Genomic DNA, 26,060 nt, shown 5'->3' with positions numbered 1-26,060 from the left:
GGGCTGTGCAATCAGCGTGTATTTCTGTTATCTAGTTGTATGTGCAACCATTGTTGTTGTTGAGGTATCAGTTTTCTAATTGGTTATAAATTGGAGTGTTTTCATAAAATATATTAATTTTTTAAAATAGTTGTGTATGCAACTAATATTATATTACTTTTGTGCCATGTTACCAAAAGATTTTAAAGATTCACTAGCGCCTAATTTGGGGAGGACAGTAAAAATGATGGAACACCGTGTCGATCATATGCTGACTTCAAAGGGGTTTGATTTGACCAAAATGCAATTTTTATTGCTACATAAGTTACAAGAGCATGATGGGGTAAATCAAAATGATTTGGCCATGTTTTCTAACCGGAATAAGTCTTCCTTGACCAGAGCAATTAATGTGCTGGAAAAGAAAAATTATTTGGCAAGAATTCCATCAAAAGAAGATAAAAGAGTCAATCATTTATTTATTACTAAAGCAGGGTTGCAAATTTTAGATCAAACATCTCCTGTTTTTAATGAAATGTCAGGAATCATCCAAAAAGGCTTCAAAGCTGAAGAATTAAAACTTTTAATAAATATGTTAAAAAGAATTCAAGCGAATGTAAACGAAGATTTCGCTACCCATACATTTATAAATTCAAACAAAAACCAATGAGAAAAATAATCATCACCATATCCGGAATCGCCATACTAGCATTGGGATTTTTAGTGAATCGTTTACTGGCAAATAGCAAAAAAGAGCCCGAAAATAAAATTGAAAATTCTGTAGCATCTGTCTACGTTCAGACTGCTGAAAATAAATTAGTTCCCTTACAAATTCCTACTAGTGGTAGTATTTTAGCCAAAGATAGAATGGAAATTTATGCAGAAGTGACTGGCGTTTTTCAACAAGGTAATAAAGCTTTTAAAGCTGGAACAGCATTCTCGAAAGGTGCAACTTTGATACAAATTAATAATGATGAATTTAAAGCATCTGTGATTTCTCAAAGGGCTGCATTTAAAAATGCAATTACGGGTATTTTACCCGACCTTCAATTTGATTATCCTGCTTCCTTTGATATGTGGAATGATTATTTGAATGCAATTGATATTGAAAGTGATTTACCAGAATTACCAAAGGTAAAATCAGAACAAGAGTCGCATTATATCACGGGTAAAAATATCAGTACCACTTATTATAATATCAAAAATTTAGAAACGCGTCTTAAAAAGTATACCATAAGAGCACCTTTTTCAGGCGTGTTAGTGCAAACGGCTGTTACTGTGGGTTCTTTAGTGAATCAAGGACAAAAATTAGGTGAGTTTATCCGACCTGGTGTCTATGAGTTAGAGTTGAATGTAAATGCAACTTTAAAAGATTTATTGCAAATTGGTAAGTCCGTAAAGTTAAATAACATTGATAAAACCAAGAGTTGGACAGGAAGAGTGGTACGTATCAATCCGCAAGTAAATACCAGTACGCAAACCATTCAAATTTTTGTAGAAGTGAGTGGAAAAGATTTAAGCGAGGGAGAATTTATTGAGGCGGATATTGATGCCCAAGATGTGGTGGATGCTATTGAAATATCCAGAAGTTTATTGGTAAATAACCAAGCAATTTATGTGGTGATTGATCAAGAGCTAAGCTTGCTACCGGTTGAAATTATTTTCGATAACGCCAATACAGCCATAGTAAAAGGTATAGCGGATGGTACGAAAATGTTGTCAAAACCCGTACCTGGAGCATTTGAAGGTATGAAAGTTTCTATTATTCAATAACTAAGCGATAATTACATTCAAATGAAAAAAATAATTTCTTATTTTATTAAATACCCAATAGGGGTTAATATCATTATTATTGCATTTGCAATTTTCGGGATCTTGGGATATAAGTCATTGACTTCCTCCTTTTTTCCCTTGTCTGAATCTAATATCATTATCATAACAACTAATTATCCTGGTGCTTCTCCGCAAGAAATGGAAGAGGGGGTTGTACTTAAAATTGAAGATAACTTAAAAGGGTTGGAAGGAATTGATAGGGTGACTTCTAAATCTAGTGAAAATGCTGCTGTGATTACCGTCGAAACTTTTAGAGAGTATGATGTAGATATTATACTTGCAGATGTTAAAAACGCGGTGGACAAGGTGCCAAGTTTTCCTTCTGGAATGGAACCGCCAATTATTGCCATTCAAGAGGCTTCACGAGAGACTATTTCTTTTGTCGTTAACGGGAAAAATGTGAATTTAATTACCTTAAAACAAAAAGCCCAACAAATAGAAAAGGAATTACGGTTGATAGATGGTATTTCAATGGTTACCTTAAGCGGTTATCCAGATGAGGAAATTGAAATCGCAGTCCGAGAAGCCGATATGCGTGCTTTTAATTTAAGCTTTACTCAAGTTGCAAATGCTGTAGCAAATAATGCCATTTTAACGACCGGTGGTTCTATTAAAACCGAGGAGGAAGAGTATTTAATTCGTGCTTCTCACCGTGCTTATTATGCAACTGAATTGAATGAAATTGTTGTGAAAGCCGATAAAAATGGTAATATTATTCGCTTAAAAGATGTGGCTGAAATTCGAGATAGGTTTAATGATACGCCAAACAGTTTGGCTTTTAATGGCAATAATTCTGTGCGTATTGTTATTAATAATACCAATAGCGAAGATTTAATTACAACAGCTGATAATGTGAAAGAATACATTGCTAATTACAACAAAAATAATGAAGAGATTGAACTTGCTGTTATATCAGATTCTTCAATTACACTTAACCAAAGAACGGAATTATTATTGAAAAACGCTTGGCAAGGGATGTTGATGGTATTGATTATCTTGTCTTTGTTTTTAAAACCTAGACTGGCTTTTTGGGTAGCTTTTGGTATACCTGTTTCTTTTTTAGGGATGTTTACTTTTGCTGGTCAATTTGATGTTACCATCAATGTATTGTCCCTGTTCGGGATGATTATTGTAATTGGTATACTGGTGGATGATGGAATTGTTATTGCAGAGAATATTTACGCCCATTATGAAAAAGGAAAGACCCCTATTCGCGCAGCGATTGATGGAACCATTGAAGTGATTCCGCCTATTTTTTCCGCAGTAGTTACCACTATCTTAGCTTTTGCTACTTTCTTATATTTAGATGGTAGACTGGGGCAGTTTTTTGGAGAGGTTTCCATCATTGTTCTCTTGACGCTTGGCATATCTCTTCTTGAGGCTATGGTAATTTTACCTGCTCACATTGCCCACTCTAAAGCCTTAAATCGAGATGCAAAAACCTATGGGTTTAACCGTGTAGCAGAAAAAGTAATGGTCTATTTAAGAGATACGCTTTATGTGCCGGTCTTAAACTTTACAGTGAAAAATAGATTTATCAGTTTAACGGTTCTAATTGCTTTGTTTTTAATCACAGTTGGCGGTATCAGTGGTGGTATCATTCGAACAACTTTTTTTCCAGAAATCGCCAGTGATAGAATTTCTATCAGTTTAACCATGCCTCAAGGAACCAATGTAAATACAACAGATTCTATTATTTCTGTCATTGAAGAAAAGGCTTGGGAAGTAAATGAAAAATATAAAGGCATACAGTCTACTGGGGATTCGGTGATATTAAATATCATTAAAACCATTGGGCCTGGTTCAGCGACTGCCAAATTAGATATTAATTTATTGCAAGGGGAGCTAAGAGAGTTTTCCGCGCCAGATTTAACCAAAGAAATTCAAGACCTTTCTGGTGAGTTTTATGGGGTAGAAGCCTTAGCTTTTGGCTCAGGGTCACAATTTGGAGGAAGTCCTGTCTCTATTTCTTTATTAGGAAATAATGTATTGGAATTAAAATCGGCTAAAAATGAATTAAAATCGGCCATGTTACAAATGGAAGGCTTAAAGGATATTGCCGATAATGATCCAGAAGGGATTAAGGAAATCAAAATTGATTTAAAGCCGAATGCCTATTTGTTAGGTCTTACCATGAACGACGTAATGTTTCAAGTCCGTTCCGCGTTTTTTGGGAATCAAGTACAACGTTTTCAAAGGGGACAAGATGAAATTAAAATTTGGGTGCGTTATTTAGAAAGCGAAAGAACTTCCATTAAAAACTTGGATGACATGCGTATTCTTACAAGTTCTGGCGACCGAATTCCTTTCAGTGAAATTGCAGAATATACAATTGAACGTGGTGAAATTACAATCAATCACCTAGAAGGACAACGTGAAATTCAAGTGTCTGCAGATATGGAAAATAGTAAAGCCAGTGCTACAGATTTTATGAATAATATAAAAACGGCCATATTACCAGGTATCTTTGCCAAGCACCCATCTGTCTCTGCTACTTATGAAGGGCAAAATAGAGAAGCTTCTAAGGTGATAGATTCCGCAAAAGTGGTTTTTCCAATCATATTATTGCTTATTTACTTTGTTATTGCATTTACTTTCCGAAGTTATAGTCAGCCTATAATTCTACTCATAATGGTGCCGTTTAGTTTAATTGGCGTAGGTTGGGGACATTATATTCACGATTTCCCAATTAATATTTTATCCATGTTAGGTATTATCGCATTGATTGGTATTATGGTAAATGACGGCTTGGTGTTGATCAGTAAATTCAATATAAATTTAAAAGAAGGGATGAAGTTTGATGAAGCTTTAGTGGAAGCAGGGAAGTCTCGTTTTAGAGCTATCTTTTTAACTACCATAACTACTATTGCTGGTTTAGCTCCTCTTATCTTTTTTGAAAAAAGTTTACAAGCTCAATTCTTAATTCCAATGGCTATTTCTATTGCCTATGGTATTGCAATAGCAACGGTGTTGACCTTGATTTTATTACCAATACTTTTGTCTTATACCAATGGCTTTAAGGTGAATATGGTTCATTTTTGGGAAGGTAAAAGACCAACCCATGAAGCTGTTGAAAGAGCAGTGAAAGAAATAGAAGCAGAAAAAGAACATTAAAAAATAAGCATGAAAAATTTATTAATTATAGGAGTCCTACTCTTTAATACCGTAGGGCTTACCCAAGAGAAATTGACGCTAGAGCAGGCAATTGCTATTGCTATGGATAAGAATTATGATATCCAAATTTATGAAAACAACCTAAGCCAAGCGGCCAATAATCAAGACATCAAAAATACTGGCTATTTGCCCACTGTTTCGGTAAGCGCAGGTGGTAATTATTCCAACAACAATGCTTATGTAGTGCGTCAAACTGGAGAAGAACTTAATATTGATGGGATCCAGTCTACCGCGTATAATGCTTCCATTGGGGTAAACTATGTTTTGTTTAATGGCATGTACCGTAAGCATAATTTTGAAAAATTGAAAACGGCATATGAACTAGCAGGAGTGCAAAAGCAAATTCAAATAGACAATACTATTTTAAATGTCTATGCAGCATATTACAATATCGCTAAAAATACCATTAACCTTAATAGCTATGAAGAGTCTTTTGATATTTCTAAAAACAGGTTAAAACGTACGGAATACCAGTTGAAATACGGTCAAAAAACAAGTCTAGATGTGTTGAATGCTAAGGTGGATGTGAATAATGATTCTATTAATTTAATTAATGGGCAAATTGCGTTGGACAATGAGAAAAGGACTTTGAATTACTTATTGGGTTTTCCCGTCAATCAATCTTTTCAAGTGGATGAATCGGTAGAAGTGAATCGATTGTTAGATATTGATTTAATTACCAGTAATATGAAAGAGAACAATAACATAGCAAAGCAATATGAACTTAACAAAAACTTAGCGAAATATGATGTAAAATTAAACCAATCTGGTTGGATGCCACAAGTTTCTACGGCTGTCTCTTATGGATTAAACAATGGTAATTATGGTCCAACTTCTTTGTTTGCGACGCAAAATGCTACCGGTTTAAGCGCGGGACTGAGTTTGAGTTGGGATGTGTTTGATGGAGGAGCTACCAGTACTAAGGTGCAAAATGCAAAAATTGCTGTAGAAACACAAGGATTGTATCAAAGTCAAATTGAACTAAACCTAAGTAATGAATTAGCCAATACTTGGGCTTCTTATTTAAACCAATTGGTGATTATTAATACGGAAGAAATGAATGTGGAAGTGGCGAATCAAAACTTTTTGAAAACGCAAGAACAATACAACCTTGGTCAAATATCTTCTATTGATTTTCGCCAAGCACAATTGAATTTAATCAATGCAAAAGTAAGTCTAACTACTGCCATGTTTAATGCTAAAATAGCAGAAATTCAATTAAAAAAATTGGAAGGGACATTAATTAATCCTTAAATAATTTGTAAACTGCGGTAAAATTTATAAAATATAATTCAATGAAGTTAGGCGCATTTTCAGTAAGTTTAAACGTAAAAGATATTGAAGTTTCTAAAGCGTTTTACCATAAATTAGGTTTTGAAGAAGTAGGAGGAGATATCCAACAAAAATGGTTAATCTTAAGAAACGAAACTGTGACTATTGGCTTGTTTCAAGGCATGTTTGATAGAAATATAATGACTTTTAATCCAGGTTGGGATAACCAGGCTAGTCCTTTGGCTAATTTTGAAGACATTAGAATGCTTCAGAAAAAGTTGAAAACGCAAAAAATTACCATATTAAACGCAGCAGATGAAAGTACAACGGGCCCTGCAAGTTTTAGTATTGAAGACCCAGATGGAAATCCAATATTGTTTGACCAACATGTCTGATTTTTAACCATAAAAAAACGCCTAAATAAAATATATTATTTAGGCGTTATTAAATAGTTTTGAATGTTTTAAGGGGGTATTTAGCATTTTCCCTTAAAATATTTCAAATACAACAAATACTTTTTACAAACGATTCAATAGTATTTTTAACAAATGTAAAACTATTTAAGTCGGATAAAAATCCCTATTTTTGGTGAAAAACTTGCAATGAAAGATGTGTTACAGGTTTTAGAAAAAGCCAACCATACCAAAGGAATAAGTTTTATTAAGGACTACAAAAAGTACCTTAACAAAGCGTTTTATGAAGATAATTTAAGTGATGCTTTAAATCATGTTTTATTTGCCATTGATTATCGCAACAATACTTTTATTCATTTAGGGAAAAATATTGAACAAATATTTGGGATAGAATACCAAGAAATGATGGATAATGGTCCCCAGTATATCTACAATTATTTTTTAGAAGAAGACGTAAAGTTATTGAATTCGAAAACTTTAAAAATCTTAATTCAAATTGCGAAAGAACAAAAAGATAAGGATTTAGAAGAGTTGAAATTTGCTTATAATTATAGAATTAAAACGCCAAAAGGTGAGGTGAAATGTATGTTAAATCGCTATACCAATATCATTTTAGGAGAAGAGGGTTTTCCTTTAGTGATTGTAGGTAGTATGACCGATATATCTGAGTTTTGTAATAACAAAGAACTTTTTTGCGAAGTAACTAGAGTAAGAGAAGGTAGGGAGAGTGAACGTCTTTTTCAGGCTATATTTCCAATTGCAAAAACGGCAAATCAATATAATTTATCCAAAAAAGAAATGGAAGTGTTGAGTATGGTGGTTAAAGGGTATATCTCGAAAGAAATTGCTGACCAAACCAATCGAAGTGTTGAAACCATTCATTCGCATAGAAAGAATATCTTAAAAAAAATGAATTGCCATAATATCACCGAAGCTGCAATGATTGCAAAGGATAATAATTGGTTTTAATTCCTATATTTATAGGAATGATTTTAAGACATAGATACCAACATATAATTTTGCTAGCAGCTGTACTCTTATGGGGGGCTAGTTGCAGTCCTACTGCAGAAACGAAACAGGTCGTTCTTAAAAAAGTGGAACGTGTAGTAGAGGAGGTAAGCAATGTTTCTAATCCGTTAGACCTTGAGTTAAATAATGGGGAAAAGTGGTTGGTGGATACAGAGATGCATGTTGGCATTTTAAATATTAAAAATCAGCTAGCGAACTTTCAAAGTAAAGATTTAGTCGATTATCAGCTGTTGGGTGACCGAGTAGGGGATCAAATTAAAATTATACGCGCCAGTGACACCATGAAAGGACAAGCGCATCAAGAATTTCATAAATTGCTGCAGCCTTTTTTAGAGCTTAAAGATGCCCTGGTGATGGCCACCAGTGTAGCTGAAGGTAAGGCGTTAGTAATTAATATTAAAGCCGAAATACAAACTTTTTATACTTACTTTCAAAGTAAGTAGTTTGCGCTCTTTTTTAGCAAAGCAATATTTATTATAATTTCTTACCCATTAATATTTTGGCTAAAGTGGGCATAAGTTAAAATATAGGATTATATTTGTTAGTGATTACTAACTAAAATTTTATACAGATGAAATGGAAAAAAAATGTATTGACCGTAGTATTGGTATTGTTTGGATTGTTGACCCTATTTTTAAGCAGTTCTGTAATATTTGATTGGTTTGGCATAAGAGCCATGGAAGGAAATTATGTGCCCATTGTCGTTTGGGTGAATTTTATTGCCAGTGTCCTTTACCTTTTAGCAGCATTTGCTATTTATAATGGAGAGTCTTGGATGGTTAAGCCTTTAGTACTTGCCTTGGTAATGCTTGTTGTTGGTCTAATAGGTTTTTGGATACATGTTATCAATGGCGGCTTGTACGAAACGAAAACAATAGGTGCCATGATTTTTAGAACTTTTTTTACAGCATTTTTGATGCTGATGGCTTTTCAGTTGAAACCAAAAAGAAAGTTACCTTAAAATATAGTGTAAGCTAATCTAATAAGGTATTTTCATACTGTCTCTGAATTCATTTATATTTGGTCCGCTTTTAAATTTTGTTAATTGCTGTTTTAAGCGGTATAGGATTGTTTAATTTTGTAACATGAATTTAGATTGGATAAACGAGGACGAGAATGCGTTGATATATGTTGGGGATACTATGTGTTCTTGGTGTTATGGTTTCACAAAGGAATTAGATGGTTTCATACAGGCACATCCAGAACTAAAATTAAGACTAGTACAAGGAGGTTTAAGACCTGGTAACCGGCAGAAAGCAAAAGACATGCGGGATATTTTAATGTCGCATTGGGTAGAAATTGGGGAAAGAACAGGTATGCCTTTTAAGGATGCTATTTTAAATGATCCTAATTTCGTGTACGACACAGAGCCGGCTTCTAGAGCCGTGGTAGTGGTTAGAATGTTGGATCCTTCAAAAGAAATGGCTTTTTTTAAAGGGGTGCAGACGGCTTTTTATCGGGATAATAAAAACACCAATGATTTGGCTACTTATTTATCCTTGGCGAAAGCACATGGTTTAGATCCTGAAAAGTTTGAATCCCTTTTTGAAAGTGAGGAAGCAAAGTTGGCAACAAAAGCAGATTTTCAGTTGTCCGCAGAAATGGGGATACAAGGTTTTCCTGCTTTAGTGATAAAAAAAGGGAAAGAATTTTTTATGCTCTCTAATGGTTATCAAGAATTAAAACACTTGGAAGTTGCCTACACGCATATTATGGAAACAACTTCCAAGTAAATTTTATTTTATTATTTCAAATTGGTTTGGAATAAAACAGGTTTAAAAGTTAACATAAGCCATGACCAGTTATTACTTAAAGAAGCGTTCCCTCCTTGAATAGTTTCTAAGCTTTGGGTTCCAAAAAATTGTGAATACCCTGCGCTTATTTCAAATACATTACTCAATTTGTAATTTACTGTCAGGTCTATTTCTGTGCCTAAACTAGGGTCTAAAATTGCCAAATAGTCAATGACTTTTATAGCATAGTTGTTTTGAGTTAAAAAATAATGGGCGGTAGTACTTATTTTTAATTTATCTTTTTTGAAAGTTAATGGTACATAAATATCCACTAAACCAACTGTGTTTAGGTGATTTCCTACATAGAAATAATCCATTAAACCATTAAATTTATGGTTGGTACCATAGTAAGGATTAAAGGCGTTGTTTTGACTGGAGGTACTGCTCATGTCATTGCCACTCAATATTTCAATTCCTCCACCAAAAGTAAAGGAAGAGGTTGGACGATATTGGATATCGGCAGCTACATAATAGGCATTTTGAATAACTGTTCCAGTGCTTATGGTTTGCGGTAATTCACCTAACTGATAGTAGAAAGCAGCATTGGCAGCAATTTTATTTTTTTTATACACCAAACGACCACCCATGGTTTGACTATAGGCTGTTTTTCTTGTCACATTATCTATACTGTATTGCATGCCATTGTTTAAGACAAGTAAACTTAATTTAAAACTTTTTGCAAGGGGAACTTGGTACCATAAAAATTGCATGTTTTGGTATTGATTGATAAAATAACCAGGATCGGTTATATTTTCGTTATTACTGTTATAAGCAAATCCCGCGTCTAATTTACCTTTACGCTTAAAATCTAATTTTACCAAAGCGGCATCATGACTTCTTGCTTGTTGTGCCCAGCCAACAGCGCCAAAAATTCGCTCATCATCATATGCTATTTCTTGTCGACCTACTTTTAAAGCGACCATCTCATTAAATTGGTACTTGGCCCATGTTTCATGCATGGTAATGCCATTAATGTCCTGAGCGCTTAAGGTAGAAACATCCCCCCAAACTCTTACATTCTGAGCAGTTACTTTAACGGCTATTTTATCTTGTTCAAATTCAAAATTTAAACGGGTTCTTTGGGAGACAAAACTAGCGGTTTTCTGGTTGTTACTCATTAGTTTTTTGTAGCCATGTCTGGCTTCGAATCTTGGTCTAATTTCAGCCGATAATTTAAAGTCTTGTGAGAAAAGTGACAGATTATTAAGCAATAGAATTGCAAATATAAGCGCGGTTTTTTTCATGTTTATTAATTTAATGAGTGGTGATACTTTTTATAGCATTAATGGTCGCTGTTTGATCCATTCCTAGTCCTTCTACTTGATTTATTAATTCTCCGCCAGGATTAAAAACACTGATGATGTTGGAGTGAGAAAAATCTAGGGGAGAAATTTCTTTGTACTTTACAGCAAGAACATTAGAAAATTCTCGCACATCATCCACTGATCCATGCAAGAAAACATGGTTTTCATCATCCATTACATTTTCAACAGCAAATGCTTTGAGTTGTTCTGGCGTATCTGTTTCTGGATCAATACTGACAAAAATATACTTTACATCTTTTATATCTTCTGCAATTAATGTTTTTTCTATATTTCTAACATCTGCAACCAGTCTCGGACAGGCAGCCTTACAGGTCGTGTAAATCATTACCACGACTAAAGGTTTTCCTTTTAAGTCTTTTAAGGTAATGGTTTCCTTATTCTGGGTTTGCCATTTTGAGGTTAAATTAAAAATAGAGTTTTCTGAAAGGAGGTCCGTTTCATCATATAATACTTTTGCTACAGGTTGTGTTAAATTCATTTCGCATACAGGGCAGTGGCCAGGGGATGAATATGTTTTATCTCCTTCACATTGCATAGGGCAGGTGTAAATGTCGTTTTCCACTAATTGGTTGTCTGTACTGCAACTGCTTATAATAAGAAAAATAAATAATAAGGATAATATTTTGATGGTTGTTTTCATAATTAGTATTTTTTATTTTACATCACTTACACACCTAAAACCTAAGTTTCTCATGGCGTAATTTGCTTTTAAACTACCCCGCAAGGCATAACGCATAAACGCGGCATAATCCATTAAGTCATTTGCTCCAACTGCACCGCTTCCACAGAATAGGTTTTTGTCATTGTCTACATCTTTTCTTGATTCTCCAGAGATTAAAATGGAATTAAAATCTGAAGTCCATTCCCAAACTAAACCGTGCATATCGTATACGCCATAATAATTTTTAAAGGTGGAGCCTATGGTGTTTTTATAAGATCTTGGCTTTTCATACCAAGCTAAAATATAAGTATTGTAATTTTTTAAAAGTCTGGCATCCGGAATAGAATCGTTAGCCATGCCTACATATTCCCATTCATCTACAGTAGGTAATCTCTTGTCTAAACAGTCGCAATATGCTTTTGCGGCATACCATGAAATATTTGTAACAGGGGACATTCGGTTCATGTTGTTGGCTAATGTAGTATCGTTTAGCCAACCCATTAAATAATTTTGATCTGCAAAAATTCTAAGTACTTTGTTTTTTTGCCATTTTTGATGCTGCTTAACAAAGGCTAAGTATTGCATATTGGTTACTGGATAAACATCCATATATAAATCATTAATTTTTACTGGTAATGAATCAGTGCCATAAAGGGGGACAAAAGTCCCCCCTTTGATAAAAACCATTTTTGTTTGGGCTTGTAAACCAAGCCAAGTAAAAGTGCTTAAAATAATTAAAATGAGGTGTTTGGTTTTCATGAATTTAATTTAATGAGCGCTTTTAACTTCAGTGACCATGGCAGGAGTGACTTCCGTACCATTATTGTCCCATGAATTGTACACGTAAGTTAATACATCTGCAACTTCTACATCTGTTAAAGTTTGTCGAGTCATTACACTATTGTATGCTTTCCCGTTGACCGTAATTTTACCAGTTTTACCATGCACAACAATTCCAATGGCTCTTTTTATATCTGCATTTAAGTAATCAGATTTGGCCAAGGGTGGAAATGCATTTGGCACGCCTTCTCCACTTGCTTGGTGACAAGCAAAACAAGTATTCATGTAAATTTGTTGACCAGATTCAATTCTTTCTGCTTTAGTTTTATTATCCACCACAGCAGCTTGTGCTCCTTCTCCAGGCATGGATTGAATGGTGCCGCCTTCTGGATGATAGATTCCTTCTTGAACCATTCCCGAATATACAATTAAATTGTCTTTTCCTTCTACTTTTAACATGGCTAAAGCGCCTTTATTAAAGGCTCTAAAAATGGCGTGATCAACAAGGATGAATGTACCAGGAACTTCTACTTTAAATTCCACTATTGTTGCACCGCCGGCAGGAATTAATGTGGTCTGAACATCATGATTTTCTTCACTACCACCTTCAATTTTCACCTTGTCAAATATCTCTCCAATAACATGGAAAGAGGAAGTTAAATTTGGTCCACCATTTCCTACATATAGTCTTACTGTTTCTCCAACTTTTGCAGTAATGGCATTGTCGCCAGTTAATGCACCAACATGGCCATTAAATACCACGTAATCTGCTCTTTCTTCCACCGCTTTAGTCATGTCGAATGCTTGTAATCCAGGTTCACCATATTTTCCTTCGGTGTAAAAATCCCCTTGCATGATATAGTATTCCTTATCTACTTTTGGAAGACCTCCTTCTGGCTCTACTAAAATTAACCCATACATGCCATTGGCAATATGCATTCCAACTGGTGCAGTAGCACAGTGGTAGACATAGATTCCTGGTTGCAAAGTTTTAAATTTGAACATCTTATGGTGACCAGGAGCAACAAAAGAAGAGGTTGCGCCACCACCTGGACCAGTTACTGCGTGTAAATCTATATTGTGGGGTAATTTATTGTCAGGGTGGTTGGATAATGTGAATTCTACTTCATCCCCAACTCTTGTTCTAATAAAACTTCCAGGAACTGTTCCTCCAAAAGTCCAGTAATTATAGGTTACACCGTCTGTCATGGTTCCTTCTTTTTCTATAATTTCCATGTTTACTTTTAAGGTCATGGCTGCCCTATTTCCAACAGGTGCAGGAACAAAAGGTGGTGCTGTAAGTTCTGCTTCCATGGTTTTGGTAACTGGTATTAACGCGGTATCCAGTTCTAAAGAGCTGTCTACTTTGTTTGAGTTACAACTGAAAAATAAGGGGAGCCAGATTAATTGGGCTGCCAACAATTTCATTTTTTTACTTTTCATAATCTTAATTTTTAAATAAGGGCCACTGGATCCTTTTATTTGAGCATAAAAGTATACGAATATACTTTTATTGAATATGTCCTTTGTAGTGTAAATATATGATTTTTATCAGTAAAGCCATATCTACTTATCAAACATTGTTTTAGCGGTTTTTTGAAGGAGGAGTCCGGCTGGTATTTAGAAAATATACTTAAATTTGTAACATGTTATCAAAGTCGAGTAAATATGCATTAAGGGCTGTTTTGTGTTTGGCTATTCATACGGATGAGACTTCTAAAATGAGCCCAGGTACAATTGCAGATAGAATTGATGTTCCACATGCTTATTTAGCTACTATTTTAAAATCGCTGAGTAAAAAAGGATTAATTTCTTCGACAAAAGGAAGAAATGGCGGCTTTTTTTTAACCGCAGAAAATAAGGCAGCCCCCTTAATCAATATCATTGAAAACATGGAGGGTTTAACTGATATTGATGCTTGTATTATGGGCTTGCATACTTGCAGTAATGAAACGCCTTGTCCCATGCATTATTTATACCAACCATTTAAGGTGAAATTATTGAAAGATCTTCAACAAAAAAGCATTGAAGACTTTGCTTTGGCTGTTGAAAAAGGGGAGACTACTATTTTATAGGGCCGGGTTAGGATTCATTAGGTAAAATTGAATTAACTTTGCACTTTTATTTTTACGCATGGAAGGAAATTCAATTTCGGAAAAGGATAGTAGTGTAGATGCTTGTATTGACACGTTAAAAGATTTATTGGCAGATACGAATCAGTTGTTTGAATTGCCCGAATCAAAAAGAGTGGAGCTGATGACCTTGGCAGGACAACTCTCACGACCAAATAAAACCGAGTCCGATAGACGAAGAAAAGATGCTAAAAAGGCAGCTAAAAGAAAAATAGTTGAAAGAGAAAAACACGCCCGTAAAGAAACGGGTATTCGAAGTGCCAGAGAATCAAATGTTTTTGTTGCCCCAAAATTTTTGGACTTACCAAAAGAAAGAAAGTATACCACATTAGATTCGCCACGTAACTGCTACGTTTGTAAAGCGGAATTTACCACTTTACATCATTTTTACGATACCATGTGTACGTCTTGTGGCGACTTTAATTATGCCAAACGTTTTCAAACAGCCGACTTAACGGATCAAGTTGCGGTGGTGACAGGTTCTCGATTAAAAATTGGGTATCATATTACCTTAATGATGTTAAGGTCGGGAGCAACTGTAGTTGCAACTACCCGTTTTCCAGTTGATTCTGCGTTGCGTTTTTCTAAAGAAGAAGATTTTACCCAATGGGGACATAGGTTACATATCCATGGATTGGATTTAAGACATATTCCAAGTGTGGAAATATTCTGCAATTACATAGAGTTAAAATATAAAAGACTTGACATATTAATTAATAATGCAGCGCAAACTGTTCGTCGTCCTGCTGGATTTTTTAAGCATTTAATGGACAAGGAAAATTTGCCAATTCAAGAATTACCTGAATTTGCACAAACCTTATTAAAGGAGCATTTTAATTGTTTAAACGAACTCCAATCTTTGTCGGGTAAAACGGTGAATAAAACAAATATGCCGGTGACTTGGCATGGGGAAGCACCAGGTATTGGTTTAAGAGCCTCTGCGCAATTGTCGCAAATACCTTATAGTTTTGATAATTCTCTTGCAGCCAATGAGGTCTTTCCTGAAGGTAAGTTGGATGCCGACTTACAACAAGTAGATTTACGAAAAACCAACAGTTGGAGATTGAAATTAGGTGAAATTGAAACGCTCGAAATGGTAGAGGTTCAATTGGTAAATGCCATTGCGCCTTTTGTGCTTTGTAACCGATTGTCGGTCTTGATGCGTAAAGAAAATACCGGACAAAAACACATTATTAATGTGTCGGCTATGGAAGGGAAGTTTCATTCCTTCAAAAAAATAGCACGTCACCCCCATACCAATATGGCCAAAGCAGCTTTAAATATGTTGACCCATACTTCTGCCAGTGAATTTGCCAAAGATGGTGTTTATATGAATGCGGTAGATACTGGATGGGTAACGGATGAAGATCCAATAGAATTATCTAAAAAGAAGGAGGAGATGCATGATTTTCAACCTCCCTTGGATATTGTAGATGGCGCAGCCCGTGTACTCGATCCTTTATTAGATGGTATTAATACAGGAAAACATTGGTCGGGAAAATTTCTTAAAGATTATATGCCTATTAGCTGGTAAAAATAAAGCTGATTTTTATTCCAGTAATTTGTAAGTTTCTCGTTTATAGGGAGTAGGATCTGCCATTCTAACTAGTTTGGCGTCTATATTTGACTTTTTAAGTCCCGAAACACCGTAATTTTTTCTGCTGAAGTGGGATTTAGTCCCAAATCATGTAATTTTGTTTTAAGAACAGGAGTATTTTTTATAATGGTTTGTATGTGTTGTTATTAACAATAAATGAGCATTGTTGTTTTATTTTATAAAAATTTAACATTTGTTTCACTTATTTTACTATCTTCATTGAAACCAATAAATTATAATGTTATGAGAAAAAATTTACTTCTGCTTTTTGCTTTTGCGCTACCAGCAGTATTTTCATTTGGACAAGGCACTAATGACTTGTCTGTTGAAGGTTTGTATACGGATAAAGGTAAGATTAATAACCTCTTTCAAACCAGTACTGAAGCACATGTGATCATAAAAAATAACTCTGCGAATGTGGTCACGAATACGCCGGTTACTGTATCGGTTACAGGTGCTAATCCATACTCGATTGTACAAACATTGGCTAGTTTAGCTGCTGGTGCAACCGATACCTTACATTTCACTAATATTCCTATCGTTAATTTAGGTTCACAAACAGTCAATGCTTCCCTCCCAACAGATAATGTGCCTTCCAATGATATGATGGATTTTGCACAGTATGTTTCCTGTGATACAGTTTCACATAACAACAATGGCCCAATCAATCTTGGTGTAGGATACGATACAGGAACCGGTATATTGGCAAATATATATGAATTGCCTGCATCAACCGTTTCTATTCTTGTGAAAAAATCTACCGTGATTATGGCTACTGGTACCGCTAATGTTGGAAATAAAATCAAAGGTGTTTTGTTAAATAGTGCTGGAGTAATTGTAGATTCTTCTGTGGTATATACCATTGCAAATGCTGATTTAGGAAACCCTGTTAGTTTAACATTTTTAAATGGTAATGTAGACTATTCTGGACAAACCATTTACGTGGGTATCAGACAAATTCAACAAACTTCGGGGGTAGGTTTTTTTCCTTGTGCAACACAAGCGCCTGTTGTCGTAAAAGATAGTACTTATTTTGGGTTTGAGACGAATGGTGGAGGCATGGCTTCTTACAATACCTTAGGAACTTTTATGTTAGATGCGGTTATGACAGCAGGTGTAGTATCCTTAAGTTCTGGCTATACCAATGATTCTATTTGTGATGGAGCTCTTGTTAATTTAATTGCTTCACCTGTTGGTTTCGATAATTATAATTTTTCTTTGAATGGTGCAAGTATTCAAAATTCGGCAGTAAATACGTATAGTTTTAACGCTACAGGTACTACTACATTTGATTTGGCATTAAACAAAAATTCTTGTAGTTACGTTATTGGATTAGACTCCTTGACTGCAGTGGTAGATTATACCCAAACTATGAATGAGTCAATTTGTGATGGAGAAAGTTATACCTTTGATGGTCAAAATATATCAACTGCTGGTCAGTATTCCACCTTGTTAAGTGCTGTAGGTGGTTGCGATAGTTTAGTGGTGTTAAATTTGGCTGTAAATCAAACTAGTTCTTTAACACTAACCGAAGAGATTTGTCAAGGGGATAGTTATTATTTTGTTAGTCAGAATTTAACTACTACAGGCGTCTATTCATTTACAACTACTAATGCTGGCGGATGTGATAGTTTGGTTACGTTGAATTTAACCGTAAATCCAGCTTCAGAAACGGAATTAAATGAAAGTATTTGTACTGGGACTACTTACTTCTTCAATAATCAAAATATTTCTGCTGCAGGCGTATATTACGAAGTACATACTGGTGTAAATAGTTGTGATAGTATCGTGACTTTAAACTTGTCAATTGAAACAGTTGATCCAAGTGTGATGGTAAGCGGTGATACCATAACGGCGACTACCACAAATGCAGCGGCAACTTTTCAATGGGTAGATTGTGATAACAATAATATGGCTATAGCAGGTGCAACCTCTAGTGTGTTTAAGCCTGGTGTAACTGGTAATTATGCTGTAATAGTTACTCAAAATGGCTGTACTGCTACCTCTGCTTGTAATAATATAGATTATACTGGACTTTCAGAAGCATTGGTTAATGCAGTTGAAATATACCCTAATCCGGTAAGTCAAGAATTGTTTATTCAACCAAATTCCATGACGTTGACCTCTATCAAAGTATTGACAATGGAAGGGAAAGAAATTTTGTTAAAAACAGATGTGAGTAATGGTATTATTCAAATTGATTTAGGAGAATTAGAGAATGGAACCTATATCTTAGAATTAAAAACACCCAATGCATTGGGTCGAAAATTATTCGTTAAATCTTAAGTTAAACATATAATGTAAAAAGGCATTCTCTTCAGAGAATGCCTTTTTTTATGCCAATTAATTCGTTTCAATCATTTTGAAAGTATATTTTTGCTTTAAATAAAAAAGGATGCGTAAACGTCTTTGTTTTTTTAGTAGGATCGACTATTGGCAAGAATATGCTTGCAGGAAGCCCATTATATTGACAAGGAGTAAAGCGTCTGTCTACCGAATACCATTCAGCTGAATCATTAATGGAAATAGATATACAATCGAAAAAAGACCTAGAATTTGATGTCGTATGCGACGTTTTAGCAGGGTATTGCAAATCGGAAAAAGCCAAGAAATTGGTTAAAAACTTAAAGTATTTTGAGGATATTCAGGCATTAGATAATGAGTTAAAATTAATAGAAGAGATTCAGCTGGTGTACCACGATAATCAATTGGACTTTCCACACTCTAATGCGGAGGACATTGATGATGCCTTAAAAATGCTACGTATTGAAAATGGGGTTTTGATTTTAGACGAGTTAATCAAAGTGTTAAACCTTTGTCAAGGTACTAAATTGTTGCTGCGATTTTCCAAACAAAACCAAATTCAATTTCCATTGGTATTTAAGGCTTGTATGCACATTACTAGGATAGATGATGTGCTGCATATTATTACAAAAGTCCTTGATCCAAAAAAGCTGCAGATAAAAGATAGCGCAACCCAAAGGTTACAAGCTATTCGCGAACAACAAAAATCAAATTTTCAAGCCATAAATAAAAACTTCGAACGATTATTAAGAAATTATAGGGGAGAAGAATTATTAGGTGAAAGCGAAGAAACTCATCTAGATAATCGAAGATTGTTAACGGTGTTGTCTCAATATAAAAAGAGGGTTCCAGGTAAAGTACACGGTATTTCAGCTAAAGGAAATTTCACCTATGTGGAGCCTAAAGAAAATATGCCTCTCAACGAAAGTCAGGATCAATTAAGAATTGAAGAAAGACATGAGATTTATTTGATTCTTGAAAATATTACCAACCAGCTTAGAAGTGAAAAGTCGAACTTAGAGGCTTTTCAACGCTTGTTGGTCCGGTTTGATGTCTTCAATGCAAAAGTAATGCTGGCAGAATCTTACCAAGGGGTAAAGCCGAAAATAGTAAATGAGCAAAAAATTATTTGGAAAGCAGCCAAACATCCTTTGCTGTTGCGACAAAATAATAGTTTAAATTATCCTACAGAAGGACAGGATATTGAGTTAGATGAGGAACAACGGTTTTTAGTGATTTCTGGTCCAAACGCAGGTGGTAAATCCATTACCTTAAAGACGGTAGGTTTATTACAAATGATGCTACAGTGTGGCTTGTTTATTCCTATTGAACCAGGTGGGACTTGTGGACAGTTTAAAATGATTTTATCGGACATAGGTGACAACCAATCGATCGAAAATCAATTGAGTACTTATAGCTATCGCTTGAATAGAATGGCGTTCTTTTTAAAAGTAGCTGACAAGGAGACTTTGCTTTTATTGGATGAATTTGGAAGTGGTTCAGATCCAGAGTTGGGCGGAGCTTTGGCGGAAGTTTTTTACGAGGAATTATACGCAAAGCAAACCTATGCGGTTATCACGACCCATTATACTAATATTAAAATATTAACGGCAACTTTAGCACATGCAGTGAATGCTTGTATGTTGTTTGATACTAAAAAATTATCCCCTTTATATCAACTTTCAGTGGGACAACCAGGTTCTTCTTTTACTTTCGAAGTGGCGGAGTTTAATCACATTGAAAAAGAATTGATTGAAAAAGCGAAACTCAAGGTTTCAGATAATAAAATAAAGATTGATGGTTTAACAGTTGCGCTACAAAAAGAAAAATCGAAATTTAAAAAAATAAATACGGAACAGTTTGCAGCAAATGCCAAAGCAAAAAAACAGATTGATTTGTTTGAGAAAAAGCTTAGTCAATTAACCGAGAAGTCGCAAAAGCAAACCCAATTTTTTGAACAACAAAATAAATTTGTCAACACTGGTAAAAAGGTGTACGAGATGATTCAAAAATATAAAAAACACAAGACCAACAAAGCTTTGTATGAAGACCTGAAAAAAATGGTGGCAATTGAAAAATCAAAAGTATTGGCTAAAGTTAATCCCGTGGAGCTAAATGCAAAATTGAAATTGCCTGACCTAGGAAAACCGATTGCAAAATCTAAGGAAAAAACACCTGGGAGTGTCGATAAGCCTGAACCTGTAAAAGTCGTAAAAAAATGGAAAGTAGGGGATCAAGTAAAGTTAAAACAACAAAACAAAACGGGAGTCATTCAGGAAATAAATGGCAAAAAAATCAAAGTAATGATTGGAAATTTTATATTTTCCACCCAACTTTCTGAAATAGAATAATTTCATTTAAATATTTAATTAATAATAATTTAGACTAGCTTTTTCTGCATTAGCTAAGGTCTGTTCTTGTGCCATTTTTAAAAATAACGGTATCATTACTTGTTTAATTGATAGTATTACTATTATCTTTGTCAGCAATAATAGTATTGTTATTCTATTTTATAGATAAAAGCTCAAGTAATATGGATTTTGATTCCTTAAAAATGAACCCTGTTAAACGGTTTTGGTTGTTGTTAAAACCTGACCAGTCAGAGATTAGAAATGTTTATGTTTACGCCTTTTTCCAAGGGATGGTTTATTTGTCTTTACCCTTAGGAATTCAGGCCATAATTAATTTGATCCAAGGTGGAGATATAAATACATCTTGGGTAGTATTGGTCTCTTTTGTAATTGGTGGCTTAATCATAAATGGTGTTTTGCAGATTAGTCAATTGAAGATTACGGAAAATTTACAACAAAAAATTTTTACCAGGGCTGCTTTTGAATTTGCATACCGTATGCCAAGAATAAAGTTAGAAGCTTTGTACCAGTATTATGCACCTGAATTAATGAATCGTTTTTTTGATGTAGTATCGGTTCAAAAAGGTTTGTCAAAAATACTAATCGAATTTTCTACGGCTTCCATACAAGTCATTTTCGGATTGATTTTACTGTCACTTTATCATCCTTTCTTTATTGCTTTTAGCTTAATTTTAGTAGTACTGGCTTATGTCATTTTTAAGTTGACTGCAAGGGTTGGTTTAGAGACCAGCCTAGCCGAGTCGAAGCATAAATATTTTGTGGCACATTGGTTAGAAGAGTTGGCTAGAACCATGGTAAGCTTTAAGCTGGCAGGAAATACTAATTTACCATTGGAACGAATGGATACGACATTGGAAAAATATATTGATGCAAGGGAAAGTCATTTTAAAGTATTGGTCTATCAGTATAAACTGATGATCATTTTTAAGGTAATTATCACTGCCGGTTTATTGATTATCGGTAGTATCTTAGTCATGGAACAGCAAATGAATATCGGTCAATTTGTTGCTGCTGAAATTATTATTTTATTGGTGCTAAATTCTGTGGAAAAACTCATATTGAGTTTAGAAACTATTTATGATGTGTTGACTTCCTTAGAGAAAATAGGTCAAGTCACGGATATGCCTTTAGAAAACGAAGCGGGTACCGACCTTTCTATGTTGGAGGTAACAGCAGGTTTAAAAGTGGAACTAAATGCTGTTTCTTTTACTTATCCAACCATGCAAGTGGCGGTAATAGATGACTTGAGTATCACTTTTGAAGCTGGTTCGAGTAATTTACTTTTGGGAGATAGCGATTCTGGAAAATCGACCTTAATGTATTTAATTTCCGGACTTTACTGTCCTAAAGGCGGTTATGTGTCTTATCAGGACTTACCCCAAGGGAATTTAAATTTACCAGCACTTAGATCTTTGATTGGGGATTGCTTGAGAGAAGAATTGCTTTTTGAAGGAACGCTATTGGAAAATGTATCCATGGGAAGAAAAGCAGCTACTTTTGAAAATGTACAATGGGCCATGCGCAATATGGGACTTGACGAATTTGTAAAGCAACTTCCTCAGGGATATAATACAGTAATTCAATCTGAAGGGCAACGTTTTTCGAAAGGTATAGTAGATAAAATTTTATTGGCAAGAAGCATAGCGGATAAGCCTAAACTTTTATTGATTAAAGATGCTTTTGCTTCTATTTCACCAGTAGAGCGTGACCGAATTATTCGTTTTTTAACAGATGCGGAAAGGCAATGGACCTTGGTGATTGCCTCTTCAAATAAGTACATAGCTTCTTATTTTGATTATACTGCTTTACTGAAAAATGGCAAGGTAGAAAAGATAGATACTTTTAAAAATATAAAACCCTTTTTAAATCTTTAAGTCATGCTAAATATTTCAAATAACAGTGTTTCTAAAGCCGAAAATTTTAAACATTTACACGTGTTAAAACGGGTGGAGTCCAAACGTTCCAAACGTCTTGTAAAAAGGGTCAGTCTGGTTGTTTTATTACTTTTGATTATTATTGCTTTTTTACCTTGGACACAGAATATAAGAACCAATGGAAAAGTAACCACTTTAAAACCTGACCAGAGACCGCAATCTATAAATACCGTCATTGCAGGAAGAATCGAAAAATGGTATGTACAAGAAGGAGATTTGGTAAAAAAGGGCGATACCATTGCTTTTATCTCGGAAGTAAAAGACAATTATTTTGACCCTCTATTGTTGCCACGAACACAGGATCAATTGACTTTAAAGGAGTCTACCACGGATGCGTATGACAAGAAAGCAAGTGCATTAAATCAGCAAGTAATGGCTTTGGGTAGCCAATTAAATTTAAAACTCCAACAAGCAAAAAATAAACTGCTGCAGGCTGAATTAAAAGTGGAAAGAGACAGTATTGCTTATGTCGTAGCGCAAATGAATTTTAAAACGGCAACCAATCAAGCAGGGCGGACGGATAGTCTTTTTTTTGATGGATTAAAATCAAAGACAGATGCTGAAAATAGAGGGGTAAAAGCGCAACAAGCTAAATCTTATGAAATGGAAGCTAAAAATAAATGGTTGACCAGTAAGAATGAGCAAATTAATAGTCAAGTTGAAATTAGAAATATCACAGCCAAATATGATACGGATGTAGCCAAAATTCAAGCCGATATATTCACTGCCTTGTCCAGTAAATACGATTCGGAATCTATGGTTGCTAAACTAGAAAATCAATATGCAAATTATGCCTTAAGACAAGGGATGTATTATATTCTTGCACCACAAGATGCTTATATTGCAAAATTAGTAACCAATGGGTTAGGGGAAGTGGTTAAGGAAGGGTCTCCTGTAGTGCATATTGTACCGACTAATTATGAACTGGCCGTGGAATTGTTTGTAGCGCCAATTGATTTGCCTTTGTTGAAGATTAACCAAGAGGTTAGGATTATTTTTGATGGCTGGCCTGCGATTGTTTTTTCTGGCTGGCCTAATGCTAATTATGGTACGTATAGCGGGGTTGTTTACGGTATTGATATGTATTTAGGACTTAATGGAAAGTATAGGGTATTGGTGAAGCCTAATCCAAATGCAGCGCCTTGGCCTAAAGCTTTAAGGTATGGTGGTGGAACCAATAACATGATATTGTTAGAGGATGTGTTTATTTTTTATGAGATATGGCGAAAAATTAATGGCTTTCCACCTAATTTTTATACGCAGGAAAATACCCAAAAATCAAAAAAATGACCCGACTAAGCGATAAGTTTTTACTTTTTATTTCGATAATTTTCTTTGGTAGTTTTGTCTACAGTCAAGGAACAGTAAAAGAGGTTTTTACTTTGGATCAATTTTTAGAAATTGTAATCCAGGAGCATCCTGTTGCCTTGCAAGCAAAACTGGCAACGGATAAAGGACAAGCATATCTGATAAAGGCTAAAGGAGGGTTTGATCCAAAGATTTATGGGGGCGCCAGTCAAAAATATTTTGATGGTACACAATACTATAGTTTAATTGGTGGTGGTTTAAAATTGCCTACTTGGTTTGGTGTTGAATTAGATGCCGGATATGATATAGGTCAAGGCAAGTATATTAATCCAGAAAATGCGACGGCAGGAGATGGCTTATGGCGTGCAGGAGTGAAAATTCCGTTAGGTAAAAACTTAATGATAGATGCGAGAAGGGCAACCTTAAAGCAGGCAAAAATTTATGAAGCAAGTTCTGTTGCCCAGGGACAAATGATAATGAATAAACTGGTTTATGATGCCACAGTGGTCTACTGGGATTGGTTTAAAGCTTATCATAAAATGAAGCTGTATGCGCTTGCTGTTGAAAATGCTAGTATTCGACTCAAAGATGTAAAGAAGAGTGCAGTATTGGGGGATAAGCCTTTTATGGATACTTTGGAGTCTCATATAAATTTACAACAAAGAGTTTTTAGTTATGCCAATTATCAATTGCATTTTAAAAATGCCCAAGCAAAAATGGACCTTTATTTATGGCAAAATGGCTACATTCCCTTGGAATTGTCCCCGACTGTTTTACCGCCAAATGTGGCAGATTTGCAGATTGCTGAAATGGATTTACCCATCTTAGCCATGCTAGATAGTCTAAGTAGTTATCACCCAAAATTATTAAAATACCAAGCCGAAGTTGATATTGCTAAAGTAGATGTTCGTTTGAGTAAGGAACAGTTGAAACCGGAAGTAAATATAAAGTATAACGCTTTAAATGCCCCCGTAAATGGAAATCCTTGGCAAAATTATAGTATTAATAATTACAAATGGGGGGCAGAGGTAAGTTTTCCGGTGTTTATTAGAAAAGAAAGGGGTGCTTTAAAATTAAATCAATTGGCATTACAAGATGCACAAGTCGAGATGACCTATTTAAAAGCAAATCAAACCTATGACATTTGGGCGTACTATAATGGTTGGCAGACTTCCATTCAACAAATTAATGTGAGTAGGGATATGGTGACAAATTATACCAAACTTTTATCTGGTGAACAAAAATTGTTTAACCTAGGAGAAAGTAGTGTGTTTTTATTGAATGCAAGAGAAAAATCTTTGATTGAAGCGCAATTGAATTTAATAGAAGCGACCATTAGTAACCAAAAAGCTAAAGTGTCTACGGCATATGCCTTGGGAATATTACCTTTTAATGAATAGTACTTTTAGGAAGGAATATTGTGTGTGTTTTAAACCGTGTAAATGGTTAGTGAAATAATGAAACAGGCTGTCCAATTTAATAGGGCAATAAAAAAAGGGAAGCCACCGCTTCCCTTTCATTCGTTTTCGAATAGCGTGGAATTACATAAAATGAACTTCTCCAGAATCTACACTGTAGTTTGCCCCAACAATGGCAATTTTACCTTCTTTTTCTAAATTTGCTAAAATCGGACTGTGTGCGCGAATTTCATCAATAGAATGTTTTACGTTTTCAATACTTACTTCTTCAATTTCAGCATCCGTCAAATCTGTTTTAGCAGGATGAACTTTATCTACAGCTGGTTTTATTTTAGACAATAATGCCGTAATATTCCCCATCTCCACACGATTACATGCAGAGGTAACAGCACCACACTTAGTGTGTCCCATCACGACTACAATTTTAGATCCTGCTACAGCGCAAGCGTATTCCATAGAACCTAAAACATCTTCGTTGATAATGTTTCCCGCAACACGTGTACTGAAAATGTCACCAATTCCTTGGTCAAAAACTAATTCAGCAGGTACTCTAGAATCTATACAGCTTAATATCACAGCAAATGGAAACTGTCCAGCACTGGTTTCAAACACTTGGGATTGTAAATTTCTTTGTGCCTTTACATTGGCTGTAAATCTTTGATTGCCTTCTGTCAATATTCTTTTCGCGTCTGCTGGCGTTAAATGTTCTTGTATGGCTTTAGTCTGAGTTCTCATATTT

At 34.9% G+C, this 26,060-nt stretch carries 21 protein-coding genes; 16 read left to right on the top strand and 5 right to left on the bottom strand.

Annotated features, from left to right (window positions below):
• Positions 1 to 136: 136 nt before the first annotated feature.
• The 9 genes from DNU06_RS05665 (at position 137) to DNU06_RS05625 (ending at position 9,430) form a co-directional block, all read left to right on the top strand.
• Positions 137 to 646, top strand: a complete 510-nt coding sequence (locus DNU06_RS05665) for a MarR family winged helix-turn-helix transcriptional regulator (RefSeq protein ID WP_111062256.1) — start codon at positions 137 to 139, stop codon at positions 644 to 646.
• Positions 643 to 1,749 (top strand): efflux RND transporter periplasmic adaptor subunit, encoded by a 1,107-nt coding sequence (locus tag DNU06_RS05660; protein ID WP_111062255.1) that lies wholly within the window; start codon positions 643 to 645, stop codon positions 1,747 to 1,749. Before DNU06_RS05665 ends, DNU06_RS05660 begins: the two co-directional genes overlap by 4 nt.
• 21 nt (positions 1,750 to 1,770) lie before the next feature.
• Positions 1,771 to 4,923 (top strand): efflux RND transporter permease subunit, encoded by a 3,153-nt coding sequence (locus DNU06_RS05655; protein ID WP_111062254.1) that lies wholly within the window; start codon positions 1,771 to 1,773, stop codon positions 4,921 to 4,923.
• A 9-nt stretch (positions 4,924 to 4,932) separates the two neighbouring features.
• Positions 4,933 to 6,237, top strand: a complete 1,305-nt coding sequence (locus DNU06_RS05650; RefSeq protein ID WP_111062253.1) for a TolC family protein — start codon at positions 4,933 to 4,935, stop codon at positions 6,235 to 6,237.
• A gap of 41 nt (positions 6,238 to 6,278) precedes the next feature.
• Positions 6,279 to 6,650 (top strand): VOC family protein, encoded by a 372-nt coding sequence (locus tag DNU06_RS05645; RefSeq protein ID WP_111062252.1) that lies wholly within the window; start codon positions 6,279 to 6,281, stop codon positions 6,648 to 6,650.
• Between the two features lie 207 nt (positions 6,651 to 6,857).
• On the top strand, positions 6,858 to 7,637 hold the full coding sequence (locus DNU06_RS05640; RefSeq protein ID WP_111062251.1) for a LuxR C-terminal-related transcriptional regulator: 780 nt from the start codon (positions 6,858 to 6,860) through the stop codon (positions 7,635 to 7,637).
• Between the two features lie 50 nt (positions 7,638 to 7,687).
• Positions 7,688 to 8,140, top strand: a complete 453-nt coding sequence (locus tag DNU06_RS05635; RefSeq protein ID WP_158526826.1) for a hypothetical protein — start codon at positions 7,688 to 7,690, stop codon at positions 8,138 to 8,140.
• Between the two features lie 128 nt (positions 8,141 to 8,268).
• The gene (locus tag DNU06_RS05630) at positions 8,269 to 8,658 is read left to right on the top strand and encodes a hypothetical protein (RefSeq protein WP_111062249.1); all 390 of its coding nucleotides are present in this window, start codon (positions 8,269 to 8,271) and stop codon (positions 8,656 to 8,658) included.
• Between the two features lie 124 nt (positions 8,659 to 8,782).
• Positions 8,783 to 9,430, top strand: a complete 648-nt coding sequence (locus DNU06_RS05625) for a DsbA family protein (protein WP_111062248.1) — start codon at positions 8,783 to 8,785, stop codon at positions 9,428 to 9,430.
• An 11-nt stretch (positions 9,431 to 9,441) separates the two neighbouring features.
• Here DNU06_RS05625 and DNU06_RS05620 read toward each other — a convergent pair whose 3' ends face one another.
• The 4 genes from DNU06_RS05620 to nirK are packed head-to-tail and all read right to left on the bottom strand — an operon-like array spanning position 9,442 to position 13,699.
• Positions 9,442 to 10,734 carry an alginate export family protein gene (locus DNU06_RS05620; RefSeq protein WP_111062247.1) on the bottom strand — a complete coding sequence of 431 codons (1,293 nt, stop codon included), beginning with the start codon at positions 10,732 to 10,734 and terminating at the stop codon, positions 9,442 to 9,444.
• 10 nt (positions 10,735 to 10,744) lie between these two features.
• On the bottom strand, positions 10,745 to 11,455 hold the full coding sequence (locus DNU06_RS05615; protein ID WP_111062246.1) for an SCO family protein: 711 nt from the start codon (positions 11,453 to 11,455) through the stop codon (positions 10,745 to 10,747).
• A gap of 12 nt (positions 11,456 to 11,467) precedes the next feature.
• Positions 11,468 to 12,235 carry a formylglycine-generating enzyme family protein gene (locus tag DNU06_RS05610; protein ID WP_111062245.1) on the bottom strand — a complete coding sequence of 256 codons (768 nt, stop codon included), beginning with the start codon at positions 12,233 to 12,235 and terminating at the stop codon, positions 11,468 to 11,470.
• A gap of 9 nt (positions 12,236 to 12,244) precedes the next feature.
• Positions 12,245 to 13,699 (bottom strand): copper-containing nitrite reductase, encoded by a 1,455-nt coding sequence (gene nirK / locus DNU06_RS05605; protein WP_111062244.1) that lies wholly within the window; start codon positions 13,697 to 13,699, stop codon positions 12,245 to 12,247.
• A 203-nt stretch (positions 13,700 to 13,902) separates the two neighbouring features.
• On the opposite strand from nirK, the gene DNU06_RS05600 reads away from it, so the two are divergent.
• The 7 genes from DNU06_RS05600 (at position 13,903) to DNU06_RS05570 (ending at position 25,303) form a co-directional block, all read left to right on the top strand.
• Positions 13,903 to 14,331, top strand: a complete 429-nt coding sequence (locus DNU06_RS05600) for an RrF2 family transcriptional regulator (RefSeq protein WP_111062243.1) — start codon at positions 13,903 to 13,905, stop codon at positions 14,329 to 14,331.
• A gap of 58 nt (positions 14,332 to 14,389) precedes the next feature.
• Complete coding sequence (locus DNU06_RS05595) at positions 14,390 to 15,922, top strand: SDR family oxidoreductase (protein WP_111062242.1); 1,533 nt, start codon at positions 14,390 to 14,392, stop codon at positions 15,920 to 15,922.
• Between the two features lie 306 nt (positions 15,923 to 16,228).
• Positions 16,229 to 18,271, top strand: a complete 2,043-nt coding sequence (locus DNU06_RS05590) for a T9SS type A sorting domain-containing protein (RefSeq protein WP_158526825.1) — start codon at positions 16,229 to 16,231, stop codon at positions 18,269 to 18,271.
• A 233-nt stretch (positions 18,272 to 18,504) separates the two neighbouring features.
• Positions 18,505 to 20,640, top strand: coding sequence for an endonuclease MutS2 (locus tag DNU06_RS05585; RefSeq protein WP_111062240.1), 2,136 nt, complete (start codon positions 18,505 to 18,507; stop codon positions 20,638 to 20,640).
• Between the two features lie 128 nt (positions 20,641 to 20,768).
• The gene (locus tag DNU06_RS05580) at positions 20,769 to 22,535 is read left to right on the top strand and encodes a peptidase domain-containing ABC transporter (RefSeq protein WP_199398990.1); all 1,767 of its coding nucleotides are present in this window, start codon (positions 20,769 to 20,771) and stop codon (positions 22,533 to 22,535) included.
• A gap of 3 nt (positions 22,536 to 22,538) precedes the next feature.
• Positions 22,539 to 23,885: an HlyD family secretion protein gene (locus DNU06_RS05575; RefSeq protein ID WP_111062238.1), complete on the top strand. Its 1,347-nt coding sequence runs from the start codon at positions 22,539 to 22,541 to the stop codon at positions 23,883 to 23,885.
• Positions 23,882 to 25,303, top strand: a complete 1,422-nt coding sequence (locus tag DNU06_RS05570) for a TolC family protein (protein WP_111062237.1) — start codon at positions 23,882 to 23,884, stop codon at positions 25,301 to 25,303. Before DNU06_RS05575 ends, DNU06_RS05570 begins: the two co-directional genes overlap by 4 nt.
• Before the next feature lie 141 nt (positions 25,304 to 25,444).
• Here the strand turns inward: DNU06_RS05570 and DNU06_RS05565 are convergent, their stop codons facing one another.
• A complete protein-coding gene (locus tag DNU06_RS05565; RefSeq protein ID WP_111062236.1) occupies positions 25,445 to 26,056 on the bottom strand; it encodes a carbonic anhydrase family protein in 612 nt (203 codons plus the stop codon).
• Between the last annotated feature and the right edge of the window lie 4 nt (positions 26,057 to 26,060).

The organism is Putridiphycobacter roseus, assembly GCF_003234935.1.
GTDB classification, from domain to species: Bacteria; Bacteroidota; Bacteroidia; order Flavobacteriales_D; family Crocinitomicaceae; genus Putridiphycobacter; species Putridiphycobacter roseus.
Note: the sequence above shows the minus strand (reverse complement) of the source record. Positions and strands in the feature narration are given on the sequence as shown.

Excerpts from the sequence above, each read along its gene's own strand:
- DNU06_RS05620 (WP_111062247.1), bottom strand. The coding sequence starts at position 10,734 with ATGAAAAAAACCGCGCTTATATTTGCAATTCTATTGCTTAATAATCTG.
- DNU06_RS05600 (WP_111062243.1), top strand. The coding sequence starts at position 13,903 with ATGTTATCAAAGTCGAGTAAATATGCATTAAGGGCTGTTTTGTGTTTG.
- DNU06_RS05615 (WP_111062246.1), bottom strand. The coding sequence starts at position 11,455 with ATGAAAACAACCATCAAAATATTATCCTTATTATTTATTTTTCTTATT.
- DNU06_RS05595 (WP_111062242.1), top strand. The coding sequence starts at position 14,390 with ATGGAAGGAAATTCAATTTCGGAAAAGGATAGTAGTGTAGATGCTTGT.
- DNU06_RS05625 (WP_111062248.1), top strand. The coding sequence starts at position 8,783 with ATGAATTTAGATTGGATAAACGAGGACGAGAATGCGTTGATATATGTT.
- DNU06_RS05570 (WP_111062237.1), top strand. The coding sequence starts at position 23,882 with ATGACCCGACTAAGCGATAAGTTTTTACTTTTTATTTCGATAATTTTC.
- DNU06_RS05585 (WP_111062240.1), top strand. The coding sequence starts at position 18,505 with ATGGAAATAGATATACAATCGAAAAAAGACCTAGAATTTGATGTCGTA.
- DNU06_RS05630 (WP_111062249.1), top strand. The coding sequence starts at position 8,269 with ATGAAATGGAAAAAAAATGTATTGACCGTAGTATTGGTATTGTTTGGA.
- DNU06_RS05660 (WP_111062255.1), top strand. The coding sequence starts at position 643 with ATGAGAAAAATAATCATCACCATATCCGGAATCGCCATACTAGCATTG.
- DNU06_RS05645 (WP_111062252.1), top strand. The coding sequence starts at position 6,279 with ATGAAGTTAGGCGCATTTTCAGTAAGTTTAAACGTAAAAGATATTGAA.
- DNU06_RS05640 (WP_111062251.1), top strand. The coding sequence starts at position 6,858 with ATGAAAGATGTGTTACAGGTTTTAGAAAAAGCCAACCATACCAAAGGA.
- DNU06_RS05575 (WP_111062238.1), top strand. The coding sequence starts at position 22,539 with ATGCTAAATATTTCAAATAACAGTGTTTCTAAAGCCGAAAATTTTAAA.
- DNU06_RS05610 (WP_111062245.1), bottom strand. The coding sequence starts at position 12,235 with ATGAAAACCAAACACCTCATTTTAATTATTTTAAGCACTTTTACTTGG.
- DNU06_RS05655 (WP_111062254.1), top strand. The coding sequence starts at position 1,771 with ATGAAAAAAATAATTTCTTATTTTATTAAATACCCAATAGGGGTTAAT.
- DNU06_RS05590 (WP_158526825.1), top strand. The coding sequence starts at position 16,229 with ATGAGAAAAAATTTACTTCTGCTTTTTGCTTTTGCGCTACCAGCAGTA.
- DNU06_RS05650 (WP_111062253.1), top strand. The coding sequence starts at position 4,933 with ATGAAAAATTTATTAATTATAGGAGTCCTACTCTTTAATACCGTAGGG.
- DNU06_RS05665 (WP_111062256.1), top strand. The coding sequence starts at position 137 with ATGCAACTAATATTATATTACTTTTGTGCCATGTTACCAAAAGATTTT.
- DNU06_RS05565 (WP_111062236.1), bottom strand. The coding sequence starts at position 26,056 with ATGAGAACTCAGACTAAAGCCATACAAGAACATTTAACGCCAGCAGAC.
- nirK (WP_111062244.1), bottom strand. The coding sequence starts at position 13,699 with ATGAAAAGTAAAAAAATGAAATTGTTGGCAGCCCAATTAATCTGGCTC.